The sequence below is a fragment of the Rhodococcus sp. DMU2021 genome, assembly GCF_019641445.1.
In the GTDB taxonomy this organism is placed as follows: Bacteria; Actinomycetota; Actinomycetes; order Mycobacteriales; family Mycobacteriaceae; genus Rhodococcus; species Rhodococcus pyridinivorans.
Genome location: NZ_JAIFKB010000011.1, coordinates 54382 through 69180 on the forward strand (window position 1 = coordinate 54382; position 14799 = coordinate 69180).

General features: G+C 68.7%; 15 protein-coding genes. 11 read left to right on the forward strand and 4 right to left on the reverse strand.

All coding sequences use genetic code 11. The annotated features are described in order from the left end of the window. Position 1 precedes the first annotated feature (1 nt). Together K3M35_RS16015 and K3M35_RS16020 are read right to left on the reverse strand one after the other, a co-directional pair. A complete protein-coding gene (locus tag K3M35_RS16015) occupies positions 2-1678 on the reverse strand; it encodes an MFS transporter (protein ID WP_006551675.1) in 1677 nt (558 codons plus the stop codon). A 91-nt stretch (positions 1679-1769) separates the two neighbouring features. After that, a complete protein-coding gene (locus K3M35_RS16020; protein ID WP_006551674.1) occupies positions 1770-2585 on the reverse strand; it encodes a glutaminyl-peptide cyclotransferase in 816 nt (271 codons plus the stop codon). Between the two features lie 135 nt (positions 2586-2720). On the opposite strand from K3M35_RS16020, the gene K3M35_RS16025 reads away from it, so the two are divergent. Genes K3M35_RS16025 through K3M35_RS16035 form a run of 3 tightly spaced genes read left to right on the forward strand, consistent with a single transcriptional unit; the run spans position 2721 to position 6980 of the window. Then, complete coding sequence (locus tag K3M35_RS16025; RefSeq protein WP_220666687.1) at positions 2721-3632, forward strand: DUF3027 domain-containing protein; 912 nt, start codon at positions 2721-2723, stop codon at positions 3630-3632. Position 3633: 1 nt separating this feature from the next. After that, positions 3634-6444: a sacsin N-terminal ATP-binding-like domain-containing protein gene (locus tag K3M35_RS16030; protein WP_220666688.1), complete on the forward strand. Its 2811-nt coding sequence runs from the start codon at positions 3634-3636 to the stop codon at positions 6442-6444. Further along, positions 6441-6980 (forward strand): phosphatase PAP2 family protein, encoded by a 540-nt coding sequence (locus tag K3M35_RS16035; protein ID WP_019289931.1) that lies wholly within the window; start codon positions 6441-6443, stop codon positions 6978-6980. Before K3M35_RS16030 ends, K3M35_RS16035 begins: the two co-directional genes overlap by 4 nt. A gap of 39 nt (positions 6981-7019) precedes the next feature. Here K3M35_RS16035 and K3M35_RS16040 read toward each other — a convergent pair whose 3' ends face one another. After that, a complete protein-coding gene (locus K3M35_RS16040; RefSeq protein ID WP_006551670.1) occupies positions 7020-7271 on the reverse strand; it encodes a DUF2530 domain-containing protein in 252 nt (83 codons plus the stop codon). Between the two features lie 80 nt (positions 7272-7351). Here K3M35_RS16040 and K3M35_RS16045 point away from each other — a divergent pair, with 80 nt between their 5' ends. The 8 genes from K3M35_RS16045 (at position 7352) to K3M35_RS16080 (ending at position 14051) form a co-directional block, all read left to right on the forward strand. Further along, positions 7352-8821 carry an NCS2 family permease gene (locus K3M35_RS16045; RefSeq protein WP_033096781.1) on the forward strand — a complete coding sequence of 490 codons (1470 nt, stop codon included), beginning with the start codon at positions 7352-7354 and terminating at the stop codon, positions 8819-8821. A gap of 44 nt (positions 8822-8865) precedes the next feature. Beyond that, positions 8866-9297 carry a MarR family winged helix-turn-helix transcriptional regulator gene (locus K3M35_RS16050; protein ID WP_006551668.1) on the forward strand — a complete coding sequence of 144 codons (432 nt, stop codon included), beginning with the start codon at positions 8866-8868 and terminating at the stop codon, positions 9295-9297. Positions 9298-9388: 91 nt separating this feature from the next. Continuing rightward, complete coding sequence (locus K3M35_RS16055) at positions 9389-10195, forward strand: RNA methyltransferase (RefSeq protein ID WP_200359477.1); 807 nt, start codon at positions 9389-9391, stop codon at positions 10193-10195. Next, entirely contained in the window at positions 10192-10464 is a 273-nt protein-coding gene (locus K3M35_RS16060) for a DUF2537 domain-containing protein (protein WP_200359479.1), read from the forward strand. Before K3M35_RS16055 ends, K3M35_RS16060 begins: the two co-directional genes overlap by 4 nt. A 94-nt stretch (positions 10465-10558) precedes the next feature. Next, positions 10559-10984: a hypothetical protein gene (locus K3M35_RS16065; RefSeq protein WP_200359481.1), complete on the forward strand. Its 426-nt coding sequence runs from the start codon at positions 10559-10561 to the stop codon at positions 10982-10984. A gap of 305 nt (positions 10985-11289) precedes the next feature. Continuing rightward, positions 11290-11706 (forward strand): SHOCT domain-containing protein, encoded by a 417-nt coding sequence (locus K3M35_RS16070; RefSeq protein WP_006551664.1) that lies wholly within the window; start codon positions 11290-11292, stop codon positions 11704-11706. A gap of 208 nt (positions 11707-11914) precedes the next feature. Further along, on the forward strand, positions 11915-12340 hold the full coding sequence (locus K3M35_RS16075) for a hypothetical protein (protein WP_039587697.1): 426 nt from the start codon (positions 11915-11917) through the stop codon (positions 12338-12340). A gap of 127 nt (positions 12341-12467) precedes the next feature. Then, complete coding sequence (locus K3M35_RS16080; protein ID WP_254707581.1) at positions 12468-14051, forward strand: alpha/beta-hydrolase family protein; 1584 nt, start codon at positions 12468-12470, stop codon at positions 14049-14051. Positions 14052-14084: 33 nt separating this feature from the next. On the opposite strand, the gene K3M35_RS16085 is transcribed toward K3M35_RS16080, so the two are convergent. Then, complete coding sequence (locus K3M35_RS16085) at positions 14085-14786, reverse strand: hypothetical protein (RefSeq protein WP_006551661.1); 702 nt, start codon at positions 14784-14786, stop codon at positions 14085-14087. Positions 14787-14799 lie beyond the last annotated feature (13 nt).

Here is a 14799-nt window from a genome sequence, read left to right on the forward strand (position 1 = left end):
CTCAACTGTTCCAATCTTCGGTGGGGGATCCACCGGCGCGCCTCCGCCCGGCAGCCGTCTCGGTGGAGACGCGTTCGGGTCGACGGCCGCCGAATCCCGGCAGCAATGTCCCCCCACGGTATGTCAGCACCGTCTGCGCGAATCCGAGAACCAGCACGACCGAGACCACAGCGAACCCGAGCCACAGTTCGGTCGGCAACAGCACACCCATCGCTCCGCCGAACACCCAGCTGAGCTGGAGAACCGTCTCGGACCTGCCGAATCCGGACGCGATGGACTCCTCGGGAAGGTCCTGCTGGAGCGATGCGTCGAGCGAGACCTTGGCCAGCGCGCTGGCGCACGCCGCCACGAGCGCCGCCAGCGCGGCGGCCAGGACGTTGCCGGTCGCAGCGACGACGGCGGACACGACGACGACCGCGGCGGTGCACCGCACGACGATGAGAGCGGGCCGTCCGAGCGCGAGTCGCGCTCCGGTCGCGTTGCCCGCGAAGTTGCCGACCGCGGCGGCGGCACCGACACCACCGAGCATCGCGGCCTGCATGAGCGGATCCTGTCCGGTGGTGTTCTTCGCGACGAACGCCATGAACAAGGTCAGGAAGCCGGTGAGGATGCGGATCGTGCCGTTGCCCCACAGTCCGGTCACCACCGCCCGTCCCAGCGGCTGCTTCCGTTTCCCGGACTTGGTGACGATCACCTCGGTCACGGTGTCGGCGTTCAGCACCTCGGTGCGCGCGTCGGAGCGGTGGTACGACAGCGTCGCCGGCACCTCACCCTCGGTGACCTCGACCCAGGCGGGGATACGCATGCTCAGATAGGCGCCGAATGCGGTAATCCCGGCGCACAGCCACAGTGCGCCCGACGAACCGAATGCCCATGCCGCGGCCGCCGCGATCGCGCCGGCACCGATCGTGCCGCCGACCAGGCCGAAGACCGTCAACCGGGAGTTCACCCGCACCAGATCGATCTCCGGTGGCAGGACTCTGGGTGTCACCGCGGATTTGAGCACCGCGAACGATTTGCTCAGCACCATCATGCCGAGCGCCGCCGGATACAACAGCCAGCTGTCGAAGTTGAACACCAGCACTACCGCGAGCACCGTGCGCAGCGCGAAGGACGTCGCCAGCGCGACGCGACGACCGTGCTGCAACCTGTCGAGCAGCGGCCCGATGAGCGGGGCGATGATCGCGAACGGCGCGATCGTGATGAGCAGATACAGCGCGACCTTCGTCCTGTCCTCACCGGTGGCCGCCGAGAAGAACAGGGTGTTCGCGAGCGCGACGGCGATGGCCGCGTCGGAGGCGAAGTTCGCCATCGTCGCGTAGGTGAGCGCCGTCAGGCCCGACTTGTCGGCGCCGTCGGCCGTGGCCGCTCGGCGGAAGGTCGCGATGCCCTTCGAGGTGAGTTCGCGGCTGCGCAGGGCCGCGACCCGCGTCACCGTCAGTTTCCGCGGCATGCGCGGAGCGCGCGGTGAGTCGGTCTCGGACGAGGACTCCGCCCGACCGGCCGCCGACGCACCCGGCGGTCGGCGCGGATGGTCGACGGGATGCAGGGGCGGCAGGGGAGTGCGACGGCCCGAGACGCGGCGCGGAGGCGGATAGTTGCTGTACCCCGGATGCTGCGAACCCGGGACACGGCCGTCCGCTCCCTCGGGGGCGGGTCGCTCGTCCGGTTCGGTCACGTCTTCGATTCTTCCCCACGCGATAGCGGCTGTAACACAAGGGCGGCACGTGGCCCGAGTGACGCGTGCCGCGATCGGTATGCCACCCGGATCACTCCACGAAACGCACTTCGAACAGCGTCGGCCAGTACTTGCCCGTCACCAGGAACCGATCGGTCCCGGGGATCCGTGCGATGCCGTTGAGGACGTCCACATCGGCTCCCGCGGGCAGCCGATCACGCAGCGGAGCCGCGTCGACCCGGGCCTCCACACGGCCCGAGGCCGGATCGATCAGCACGATCTCGTCCGTCTGCCACACGTTCGCCCAGACCCTGCCGTCCTCGGCGCACTCGAGTTCGTTGAGCTTCGACACGGCACGTCCGTCCCGGTGCACGGTGACGCGCCCGAGTTCGTCGAAGGTGACGGGGTCGCGGAAGATCAGCTCGGCCGAGCCGTCGCTCATCACCAGACGGCCGGGTTGCGCGCACAGCCCCCAGCCCTCGCCGTCGTAGTCGACCCGGCGCTTCTCGAGCAGGGTGTCGCGATCGCGGAGGACGGCCGTGCCGTCCTTCCAGGTCAGCTGCCACACCTCGTCGCCGACCACGGTGATGCCCTCACCGAAGAGGTCGTCGAGGACGGGTTCGCGGGTGCGCTCGGTCTCGGCGAGGGTGACGGTCCCGCCGTCGAGGTCGACCTCTCGGGCCGACACCCACGAGCGCCCGGCCCGGCCGGTGCCTTCGAGCAGTTCGCCCTCGTCGATCTCGAGGCCCTGGGTGAACGCCTCCGGATCGTGGGGGTGCGTGGCGACGACTTCCACACCGAGTTCGGTGGCGGGTGGACCGGGTTCGGCGACGAGATCGTCGCCGCATCCGGCGGTGGTGACGCAGACGACCGTCGCGACCGCGGCCGAGAGGAGAAGACGGGGCACGCGCCCATCCTGCACCTCGCGTGTGAGCGGTGCCTGTACGACCTTCCGCGACCCGCAGGCGCCGGAGCAGACAGGTCAGGCAGAATGGGGGTCGTGAGTGTTGCCTCTGCTTCCACTTCCCGAGGAACGAACCCCGTGGTCGATCCGGCGGTGCGTTCCGTGCTCGCCGACGCCGTCGACCTCGCTCGGGCCGCACTCGACGAACTCGGAGACGGTGGAGTCGGCGCCTATCTGGGCGTGACGCCCGAGGACGAGTGCTCGGCCACCCATCGTTTCGCCTCGGAGCTGCCGGGTTACCGCGGTTGGCAGTGGGCCGTCGTCGTGGCCGCCGCCCCGGATTCGGATCGGGTGACTGTGAGCGAACTCGTGCTCCTGCCCGGTCCCGACGCGCTCGTCGCCCCCGCGTGGGTGCCGTGGAGCGAGCGGATCCGTCCCGGCGATCTGGGTCCCGGCGACCTGCTGGCTCCCGCTCCCGACGACGTGCGCCTGGTTCCCGGCTACATGCTGTCCGGCGACCCCGAGGTCGATGAGACCGCCCTCGAGATCGGGCTGGGCCGCAAGCAGGTCATGAGTCTGGAAGGTCGCCTCGAGGCAGCACAGCGCTGGTTCGACAGCGAATACGGTCCCGACTCGGAGATGGCGAAGGCCGCTCCGTCCTCGTGCCGCCTGTGTGGTTTCTATCTTCCGCTCGCCGGATCGCTGCGTGCGGCCTTCGGCGTCTGCGGCAACGAGTTCGCCGCCGACGGTCACGTCGTGCACGCCGAGTACGGATGTGGCGCGCATTCTGACACGACCCTGCCCACCGGCGCCGGTTCGCCGATCTACGAGGCGTTCGACGATTCGGCAGTGGAGGTCGTCGAGGTCGGACCGGCCGGCTCGGCGCCTGCGGAGTCCGCGACCACGGAGGTCGTGAGCACCGAGGTCGTGAGTACCGAGGTCGTGAGCACCGAGTCCACGCCGACCGATTCCACGGACGAGCTCGCCCCCGAGTCGTCTGCCCCCGAGTCGTCCGAGCCGTCCCCGTCCGAGTCGGAACAGACCGACTGACGTGACCCGGCCGGACCCCGCGGATCCGTTCGGGACCGCGGCGTTACGCGAAGGGATCCTCGCGGCCTGGTCGTCGTCGCCCACCCGTCTGCGCGAGGACGCGGCGACCGAGGCCGATCATGTCCGCGCGGGTTACCGCGACCGCGTGTTGACCGAGCTCGCCCAGAACGCCGCCGACGCCGCCGCGCGTGCCGATGTACCGGGTGAGCTGCGTGTCTGGTTCGCCGACGGCCGTCTCCACGTCGCGAACATCGGTGAGCCGCTCCACGAGGGCGGTGTCCACGCGCTGACCGCACTGCGCTCGTCGAACAAGACCGGCGCCGGATCCACCGTGGGGCGGTTCGGTGTCGGCTTCACGGCGGTGCTGTCGGTCTCCGACGACATCGAGGTGCGTTCGCGCACCGGTTCGCTCCACTTCTCGGCCGAGCGCACCCGCGCGGTGCTGGCCGAGCGGAACCTGCCCGAGCCGGAGTCGGGTGTCCCGGCGCTGCGCCTCGTGTGGCCGACGGAGGCCCCGCCGGCGACCGGCAGCGACACCGAGGTCGTGCTGACCCTGCGCCCCGGGGTGGACCCGGTCGCACTGCTCGACGCCTTCCGATCCGAGGCCCACGACATCCTGCTCGAACTCCCGGGCTTGCACACCGTCCTCGTCGCCGACGACGAATTCACCCGTCACCGGCGCGAACTCGACAGCGGCCTGTGGGAGGTGCGGATCGGCGATCGCACCTGGTGGGAGTTCACCGGAGCGTCGGCGCGATGGCTGGTGCCCGTCGTCGACGGGCGGGTCGACCCGGTCCGCAGCGATGTCCTGCGTGCCCCCACCCGCTCCGACGAGGAGCTGTCACTTCCCGCGATCGTCGTCGCCGACGTCGCCATGCAACCCGACCGGAGGCGCGTGCTTCCCGGAGCCCACGTCGAGAACGTCGCCCGCGGATACGCGCGGTTCGTCGCGGCTCTGCCCGCCGAGCAGCGACTCGACCTCGTGCCCCTGCCGGGTTTCGCGCGCAGCGAGGTAGACGAACGCATCCGCGAGGCGATCCTCGACGAGTTGGCTGCCGGCGCGTGGCTTCCCGCCGCCGACCGCAGCGCCGATCTGGTGCCCGACCGGGCCGTCGCACTTCCCGGTCTCACCGACGACCTCGCCGACGTCCTCGGCGAGGTGGTCCCGGGGCTCGTGATCCCCGAGTTGTGCGGGCCGCGACATGCGTCCGCGCTGTCCGCCGTCGGCGTGCACCGGCTCGGTCTCGCGCGACTGGCCGAACTGCTCTCCGGGCACGAACGCGATCCGAAGTGGTGGAACCGCCTGTACGAGGCGCTCACTCCGCTCGTTGTCGACGCGGTCGCGGCCGAGGAACTCGCATCGCTGCCGGTTCCGCTGTCGGACGGACGGACCGTGACCGGCCCGCGTACGGCCGTTCTCGCAACGCAACTGCAGGATATCGGCCCGGTGTCCATGCCGTGGGTGCGTCTCGTCCATCCCGACGCCGCGCATCCGCTGCTCGCCCGGCTCGGAGCCGGCACCGTGACGGTCGAGGACCTGCTCGCCGACCCGGCGCTCGTCGCAGCCGTTGAGGACGCCGATCCCGACGACCTCCACCCGGAGGGCGACCTCCCGGCCGGTGAGCTCGCCGACGTCGTGCTGCGACTGGTGCCGCTCGTGTCGCCCGCGGCCGTGCCCCGCGAACTCGGGGCACTGCTGCTGCCCGACACCCACGGCGACCTCGTCCCCGCCGACGAACTCCTGCTTCCCGGTGCACCGCTCGCAGAAGTACTCGTCGAGGACGCGCCCTTCGGCACCGTCGACCCGTCCGTCGTCGACCGGTACGGGGCCGACGCCCTGCGGGCGATCGGTGTGGGCTGGGGATTCACGGTCCTGCGTGCGGAACTGCCGACCGGCCCCGACCACGATCTGCCCGACGAACACCTGTGGTGGGAGCGGCTCGACGACGATCCCGAGGTGCTCGTCGCGGTGCGCGACCTCGATCTCGTCGACGATCGCCGCTGGTCGCGGGCGTTGACCCTGCTGGCCGCCGAGCCCGCGACGGCCGAAGCGATCGCCGACCCCGCCGGATATACGGCGGGGTATCTGCGCACCCGCGCGTCGCTCGACGGCCGGCCTCTGGGCCACTACCGGTTCGCCGACGACACCCTCTTCGAAGGTCTGCTCGATCCCTGTACCCACCCCGACGCATCGGCCTTCCGCAGCGCCCTCGCCGGAACGCGGATCGACGACATCGAACTGGCACAGACACTGCTCGACCGGCTCGCGGACGACAGCAGGTCGCCGGGGCCGGCCGCGATCGTCGCCGCGCACGACGCGCTCGCCGCGGCGTTCTCGTCGGGTGGTCTCGATCCCGAGTCGGTCACTCTGCCCGACGGGGTGCGCAGCCTGTCGGGTGTCGTCGTCGACGCAGCCGACGCTCTCGTACCCGACCGTCCGTGGTTCGCGGCCGCGATCCCGCACGACCGCCTCGTCACCGGCGGCAGGGGAACCGCCCACGCGCTCGCGGACGTGCTCGACATCGCCGTGGCGTCCGCGGTGGTCGACGCCGAACCCGTCGAGCAGGGGAGGAGTTCGACGTGGGAGCGCGAACCGGCCGCGGTCCTGGCCGGAATCGTCGCCGGGGTGCCGCTTCCGCGCGGCGTACTTGCGCTGCACGACCGACTCGTCCTCCGCTGCTCCGGAGCCCTGACCGGTGAGGTCGAGGTCCCGTGGTGGGTCGACGCGGCCGGCACCGTCCACAGCACACCGATCGGCCTGGCCGCGGCACTCACCGCGCTCACGGCTCCGGACGTGAGAACCGAACCGTGACGCTCGATGCCGCGGTGCTCGACTGGATGGTGTCGCTCCGCGAGCCGTGGCTGACCACCGCGGTGACCGCACTCACCCACACGGGCGGGGGAGTCGCGACGAGCCTGATCGCCGCGGCGACGACGCTGCTGCTGGTGCGGGCCGATCGTCTGTCCGACGCCGTCCTCGTCGCCGGAGCGGTCCTTACGGGCTGGCCGTTGATGGTGTTGCTCAAAAATCTGTTCGGCCGTGTCCGGCCACCGGAACCCGAACGGCTCCTGGCCCTGCGCACCGAGTCGTTCCCGTCCGGACACGCGATGACCAGCGCAGTTCTGGCCACGGTGCTCGTCGCGGTCGTCGTGCGCACGTGGCCGCGCGGCGATCGCCGCCGGACCGCCGCGACGATCGCGCTCGCCGGTTACACCCTCGTGATCGGGCTCTCTCGCGTCTACCTCGCGGCGCACTGGTTCACCGATGTCGTCGCAGGCTGGATCTTCGGGATCACATGGGCCCTGCTGTGGGTGTGGTTGATCACTCGGGTGCGGATCCGTCGCTGACACCGCTGTGGGCTTGTCGCGGACGGCCGTGGGCGAGGGTCAGTCCAGCCCCGCCTGGGCACCCCGGTCACCGCGTCGGGCGGCGCGACGCTGCAACAGGAAGAGCGCAGTTCCCAGCAGCCCCACCACGATTCCCGCCACGCAGACCGGAAGCACATCGTCCCGGAGTTCGCCGCCCACCACCGCCACGACGACGGTCGCCACCACCCACAGACCGGTTCCCACGGCAAGCGCGGGGCGAGGGTCGGCGAGGCGTCGGATGCGGGCTGCGACGAGCTGGGCGGGTTCCACGGTTTGCAGATTAGTTCCTTCGCGCTGCAATAATCGGTTCCCGTTGCGACGCCCCGTACTCGACGAGCGGATTTGTGGACATGGCCGTAGGCACCGACTCCAAGCGAACGTCCTTCCTGGACACCTATTTCAAGATCACCGAACGCGGTTCCACCGTGTCCCGAGAGGTGCGTGGCGGCATCGTCACGTTCTTCGCGATGTCGTACATCGTGGTCCTCAACCCGCTGATCCTCGGTAGCTTCTCCGCCGAGGACGCGAGCGCGAAGATCGACGTGATGGGCAACATCCTGCCCATCAACCAGGTCGCCGCCGTCACCGCGCTGGTCGCCGGCTTCATGAGCATCGTCTTCGGTGTGGTCGCCAACTATCCGTTCGCCATCGCCGCCGGCCTCGGCATCAACAGCCTGCTGGCGGTGACCATCGCGCCGCAGGTCACCTGGCCCGAAGCGATGGGCCTGGTGGTCATCGACGGCATCATCATCGTCGTGCTGGCCCTGACCGGTTTCCGCACTGCGGTCTTCAACGCGATCCCGGCAGAACTCAAGGCCGCCATCGCTGCCGGTATCGGCGCCTTCATCGCCATGATCGGCCTCGTCGACGCCGGCTTCGTCCGCCGCATCCCCGACGCCGCCGGCACCACCGTCCCTGTCGGCCTGGGCATCGACGGCTCCATCGCGTCGTGGCCGACCTTCGTCTTCGTCGTCGGTGTGCTGCTCATGGGTGTGCTCGTAGCACGCAAGGTGCGCGGCGGACTGCTGATCGGCATCGTCGCCACGACGATCCTGTCGATGATCATCGAGGCCATCGCCGACGTCGGCCCGTCGCTGGGCACCAACCCCAAGGGCTGGAACCTCAGCACCCCCGACGCCCCCGACTCCTTCTTCGGCATCCCGAACCTGAGCCTCGTCGGCAACGTCGACCTGTTCGGCGCGTTCACCCGCATCGGCGTGATCGCCGCGACCCTGCTCGTGTTCACGCTCGTCCTCGCGAACTTCTTCGACGCCATGGGCACCATGACCGGCCTCGGCAAGGAAGCCGGCCTGGCCGACAAGAACGGCACCCTGCCCGGCATCGGCAAGGCCCTCGTCGTCGAGGGCACCGGCGCCATCGTCGGTGGTGGCGCTTCCGCCTCGTCGAACACGGTGTTCGTCGAATCGGCCTCGGGTATCGCGGAAGGAGCCCGCACGGGCCTGGCCAACGTGGTCACCGGTGTGATGTTCCTGCTCGCGATGTTCCTGACCCCGCTGTACGAGGTGGTCCCGATCGAAGCGGCCGCTCCGGCTCTCGTCGTGGTCGGTGCCCTGATGATCGGCCAGGTCCGCGACATCGACTTCTCGGTGTTCGCTGTGGCGCTGCCGGCCTTCCTGACCATCATGGTCATGCCGTTCACCTACTCGATCGCCAACGGCATCGGCGTCGGCTTCATCACCTGGGTGATCCTGCACGCCGCGAGCGGCAAAATCCGCACCATCCATCCGCTGATGTGGATCGTCGCAGTGCTGTTCGCCCTGTACTTCTCGGTCGATCCGCTCACGGAACTGCTCACCTAGGCAGCCGACGCGTGTTTCGGGCGATGTGACGTATTCTGCACGCCATGATCTCGGATACACGCGCACTCGCCGGTGACCTCTCACTCGCCGTTGTGCGTCTGACGCGTCATCTGCGGGGGAGACGCACCGATTCCCGAGTTTCTCTGACCCAGATCTCGGCAATGGCCACCCTCGCGCAGGAAGGTGCGATGACCCCGGGGGCACTGGCAGCGCGCGAACGCGTCCAACCACCCTCGATGACCAGGGTCATCGCGTCTCTGCATGAACTCGGTCTCGTCGAGCGGACGCCGCACCCGACGGACGGACGACAGATCATCGTGACGCTGTCCGAAGCCGGGAGGGAATTGCTCGCCGACGAGGCGCAGGCACGCGAAGTGTGGCTGACCGAACGGCTCGACAAACTCGATCCCGACTCGCTCGCCACATTGCGCGACGCCGTCGGAATCCTCACGGCGCTCGTCGCTGAAGACGACTGACCGCACCGCGGTCGATGACGACTGACCGCACCGCGGTCGATGACGACCGACCCGGTGCGGGAGGGTGCAGGGCCGCTGGGAGAATGACCCGGTGGTTCACGTCATCGACATCGACGATCCTTCCGACCCCCGGGTGGACGACTTCCGCGATCTCAACTCCGCGGACCGTCGGCCCGACCTTCCCGGTGGCAAGGGTCTGGTGATCGCAGAGGGTGTGCTGGTGGTCCAGCGCATGCTCGACTCCCGGTTCGCTGCGACGAGCCTGCTCGGGGTGAGTCGGCGGCTGGACGAACTCGCCGACGACCTGCGTGACGTCGACGTGCCGTTCTACCGCACCGATGCGGCGACCATGGCGGAGGTCGTCGGCTTCCACCTCAACCGCGGGGTGCTCGCCGTCGCGCACCGGCCCGAACCGCTCTCGCTCGACGACGTCCTCGACAAGGCGACCACGGTCGCGGTGCTCGAAGGGGTCAACGACCACGAGAACATCGGCTCGATGTTCCGCAACGCCGCCGGACTCGGCGTCGACGGTGTGCTCTTCGGGAAAGGATGCGCCGACCCTCTGTACCGGCGTGCGGTGCGCGTGTCGATGGGGCACGTCCTCCGGGTCCCCTTCGCGCACGTCGACCGGTGGCCGTACGACCTGGATCTGTTGCGCAGCAGAGGATTCCAACTGATCTCCCTGACCCCGGACCCACGGGCGATCCCGCTCGCCGAAGCGATGACGGGGGAAAAAGTCGCGCTCCTGCTCGGCGCCGAGGGCCCCGGCCTGACCGAACATGCGATGCGGGCGACCGACGTGCGCGCCCGGATTCCCATGGCTCCCGGCACGGATTCGCTGAACGTGGCCACCGCGGCTGCGATGGCGTTCTACGAGCGGGTGCGGCTTCCGCGATGAGCCAGGCTCGCGGCCCCGTGCCCACCCCCTGGGCGACGGGGCTCACGCTGACGGCATTCTCCTTCGTCGCCACCGTCATCACCGTCGTCGCCTGCGGGCAGGTGCTCGGCCGGATCCATCCGGCCCTCGCCGTCGTCGTCAATGTCGTGACGGTCGCGGGAGTCGCGCCGACCGTGTGGTCGTGGCTCCGGGTGCAGGTACTGCGCTGGCTCGCCGCCGGTTTCGTGGCCGGTGTGCCGTTCGGCTGGCTCGCGCTGCTCGTGTCCTGACCGCCTCCGCCGGGGAGTTCCTCCACTGGAGGCATTCCGCAGAACGCCTCCGAAGCGCACACTCGGAAATGTTGGGTGGGCCGGAAGGAGAGTCATGTCCCACGGTGCGAATGCCGAGCGGGAGCACATGTCGGTCGGTCAGGGTCTGGCGGCCGGAATGGCGGTGGGAGCCGCGATCATCCTGACCTTGACCGGGACGCTGCAGATCCTCCAGGGGATCGCTGCGGTCGCCGACGACGAGTTGCTCGTCGCCGGGCCGGAATACACGTTCGCGTTCGACCTCACGACGTGGGGTTGGATCCACATCGTCGTCGGCGTCGCGATGGCGGTGGTGGGAATCTCGTTGATCGCCGGCGCGACCTGGGCGCGGGTGGTGGCGTTCGTCATCGCCGCACTGTCGATCGTGCTGAATTTCCTGTGGCTTCCGAACTATCCGGGCTGGGCGATCCTGATCATCGCGTTCGACGTGATGGTGATCTGGGCGATCTCGGCATGGAACCCCCGAGCGATCTACTCCTGAACGACCCGGTCGTGCACCGGGCGCACGATCAGCGAAAACACGTGCCCTCCACTCGTGATGGGCGTATGGTTTATGCGTTCCTTCCGGACGGGAGGGGCGGAGGTCGTCATGGCTCGTAGCGAGACCCGCCGACACCGGAGTCGGACAGATGCCACGGATTCGTTCCGGTGTCGAGCGGATGGGCCATGACTGGTGGTGGTGTCGGCAACGGCACGCCGCAGGGGACACAGGATTCGAGATCTTCAATCACCGGGCGGTTTCGCGGGCATCGTTCCGTCCCCCGGTCCGGCCGAGGAGGTTCGGCTATGGATTCATTCTGGGACTACGTGTGGTACACAGTCGTCGTATTCGCCTTCGTGGCATACCTGATCGTCCTGTTCCAAATCATCGTCGACCTCTTTCGTGATCACTCCGTGTCCGGCTGGGTCAAAGCGATGTGGGTCATCGGACTGGTGATCCTTCCGTACCTCACGGCGCTGGTCTACCTGATCGCTCGAGGCCGCGGGATGGCACTGCGGGCGCAGCAGGCCCAAGCGGAGGCGAAGCAGGCCACCGACGAGTACATCCGGACCGTGGCAGTCGGGAAATCCCCGGCCCAGCAGATCGCCGACGCCAAGGCCCTGCTCGATTCGGGTGCGATCACACCCACGGAGTACGAACACCTCAAAGCGCAGGCGCTCGGCAACGTCACGACCGGACGCGACGGCGTGCCCATCGCGTGAACCATCGGTGCGGGAAGGGCATCCCGGACGGGTGCCCTTCCGTGGTCGGCTCGTGCGATCGTTGTATCGCGTCGGGGTAGCCGGCGGTTGAAAGTATAAGGGCGTCAGCGTAACCCGTAGCGTCCTTGCTCCTCCGAATCGGATCGTGACCGCTCCTCGCGAGGGCCGGCGCACGACCGATGTCTCCTTCGTACACGAGAGGATCGTCATGTCTCATGACGTACGTCCCGACAGGGACGGAATGAGTGTGAAGCAGGGCATCGCCGCAGGCACCTCGATCGGGGCCGCGATCATCCTGGCAACGGTCGGCGTCGTCCAGCTCTTCCAGGGAATCGCCGCGGTGGCCGAGGACGAAGTCTTCGTGCGGGGCGTGGAGTACACGTTCAAGTTCGACTTCACCACGTGGGGATGGATCCACATCGTCCTCGGTGTCGTGATGCTGGTCGCCGGTCTCGCGTTGATGAGCGGCGCCACCTGGGCCCGTGTCACGGCGATCGTCCTCGCTGCGTTGTCGATCATCGCGAACTTCCTGTGGTTGCCGTACTACCCGTGGTGGTCGATTCTGATCATCGCGCTGGACGCGGTCGTGATCTGGGCGATCTCGACCTGGCAGCCACGCGCCGACTACTACTGACGCGACCGTGCAAGAAAACGGCCGCAACGTCCGGGGTGATCCGGGTGCGAACGTCGCGACCGAAGTTCCCCGATCGCGGACACGGCGGTGGGCACTGCACCTCACACTTCCCGGGTGTTGGGGTGCAGTGCTTTTCGCGTGCCTGTCGTTCACCCCGTCGTTGCTTCCGCGCGGCGGGATCCTGCAGGGGATGATCTGCGGGATCACTGCCGCGATCGGATACGGCCTCGGCGTGCTCCTCGCGTTCGTGTGGCGCGCCTTCGCCGACCGGCCTCCTCGGTCTCCCAAGGCTGCGTCGTGGTGGATCTTCGGCGTCTGCGGGGCGGTCCTCTTCGCGGTCTTCTTCGGGCTCGGTCAGTACTGGCAGCACGAGATCCGTACTCTGATGCGGGTTTCCGAGTACAACCTGGCACTTGCGGTTCTCTCCCCGCTCGTCGCGGTCGTGATGTTCGCTGTGCTGCTGGCGATCGGACGTGGTATCCGCGCCCTGTACCACTGGGCGGCACGGACACTCGACCGGTGGATCGGGCAGCGGGCCGCGAACGTCGTGGGGTGGGTTCTCGTCGCGGGACTCGTGTACGCGATCGTCTCCGGAGTGCTCCTCGCCGGTTTCATCGACGCCGCCAATGCGGCGTTCTCGGCGCGGGACACGAGAACCGAGGAAGGTGTGCAGCAACCGACGACCGCACTCCGCTCCGGTGGACCGGATTCGTTCGTTCCGTGGGATTCTCTCGGGTGGCAGGGGCGGATCTTCGTCGGGCAGGGGCCGACCACCGAACAACTCGGTGAGTTCACCGAAGGTCCTGCCCTCGAACCGATCCGGATCTACGCCGGCCTGGCATCGGCGGACGACACCGAGGATCGCGCGTCCCTCGCTGTCGAGGACCTCACCCGGGCAGGAGGATTCGAGCGGAGCAACCTGGTCGTCGTGACGACGACGGGGAGCGGCTGGGTGGACCCTGCCCTGGTGGACTCCGTCGAGTACCTCACCGGCGGCGACGTCGCGACGGTCGCGATCCAGTACTCCTATCTGCCCTCGTGGATCTCCTATCTCGTCGATCAGTCGAAGGCGCGGGAAGCCGGACGCGACCTGTTCGACGCGGTCTACGACGTCTGGTCGAAGCTTCCCCAGGACGCCCGCCCCCGACTGCTCGTGGCTGGGGAGAGCCTCGGTTCGTTCGGCGGGGAGACCGCCTTCAGCGGCGAGTACGACCTGCGCAATCGCACGTCGGGCACGGTCTTCGCCGGACCTCCGAACTTCAACGTCCTCTTCCGGGAGTTCAGCGATCGCCGGGAGGCCGGCAGCCCCGAGATCGAACCGGTCTTCCGGGACGGCCGCACGGTGCGGTTCACGAACGACCCACAGGCGGAGATCCCGCCGACGGACGAGCCGTGGGAGGGGAGTCGGGTGCTGTATCTGATGCACCCGTCGGACCCGATCGTCTGGTGGAGTCCGCACCTGATCACGAGTGAGCCGGACTGGATCGGCGAAGCCCCCGGCCGCGACGTGCTCGAGGACATGGTGTGGATCCCGTTCGTGACCTTCTGGCAGGTCACGGCCGATCTGCCCTTCTCCACGGGTGTCCCGGCCGGGCACGGCCACAGGTACAGCACCGAGTACGTCGACGCCTGGGCTCTCGTCCTGCAATCCCCGGAGATCACGCCCGACGACATCGACGAGGTGAAATTCATTGTCGGAGCAGAGGAGTGACGAGTCCGACCGGGAGCGTCGCTCGACGGCACGTCAGTGCGCCGCGAGTCGCCGCCACCAGGAGGTCTTCGGTGCGGGGACGGAGATCTGCGGGACCGGGGTGCGCAGCGTGAAACTCCAGGTGTCGATGTTCCGTGGGTCGAGTTCGTCGTCGCGGCGCCCGACATAGCGGAACCCGAGCCACGCCCCGTGGGCCTCCTCGACGAGCTTGCGAGGGTGGAAGGGCAGGGACTCCGGGGGAGGGGGTACGTTCGGCGGCCAGCGGAGCGGATGCTCGCCCGCCCAGAACGGCCGCTCCCATACGAACGGGATTCCCTGGTCCTCGAAGAACTCGACGGTGTTCGCTCCGAAGCCGCGGCGCAGCCGGCCGCACTCCCACACGGCGAACGATCCCCACGCACCGGCCGGATCGGATGCCAGCAGGCACGTGCGTTCGGCGGCGGGCGTGCGCAACCACATCGTGGGCAGCTCCGAGGGGTGGCGTAGTGCGAATCGGGGGCTCGACACCACCGTCACACCGGGATAGCTACCGACCCGGAATTGTTCGGCGCCATCGTCCTCGCCGGTGCCCCCGGCGTCGGCGAGCGGTACCCGCGCGCCGGGATCGACCTGGAACTCCGGGAACAGACGCGACAGAAGTGCTCGCGCCGCATCGCGGTCCGGAGAGAACTCGCGCAGCACCGCTACGGGATCGGGTGCGTCGACGTACCAGAGCGTCGACACTGTCGCCGACATCGTCGACGACTTC

Coding starts and splice junctions, on each gene's coding strand:
- K3M35_RS16045 (WP_033096781.1), top strand. CDS start 7,352: ATGGCCGTAGGCACCGACTCCAAGCGAACGTCCTTCCTGGACACCTAT.
- K3M35_RS16050 (WP_006551668.1), top strand. CDS start 8,866: ATGATCTCGGATACACGCGCACTCGCCGGTGACCTCTCACTCGCCGTT.
- K3M35_RS16060 (WP_200359479.1), top strand. CDS start 10,192: ATGAGCCAGGCTCGCGGCCCCGTGCCCACCCCCTGGGCGACGGGGCTC.
- K3M35_RS16065 (WP_200359481.1), top strand. CDS start 10,559: ATGTCCCACGGTGCGAATGCCGAGCGGGAGCACATGTCGGTCGGTCAG.
- K3M35_RS16070 (WP_006551664.1), top strand. CDS start 11,290: ATGGATTCATTCTGGGACTACGTGTGGTACACAGTCGTCGTATTCGCC.
- K3M35_RS16075 (WP_039587697.1), top strand. CDS start 11,915: ATGTCTCATGACGTACGTCCCGACAGGGACGGAATGAGTGTGAAGCAG.
- K3M35_RS16085 (WP_006551661.1), bottom strand. CDS start 14,786: ATGTCGGCGACAGTGTCGACGCTCTGGTACGTCGACGCACCCGATCCC.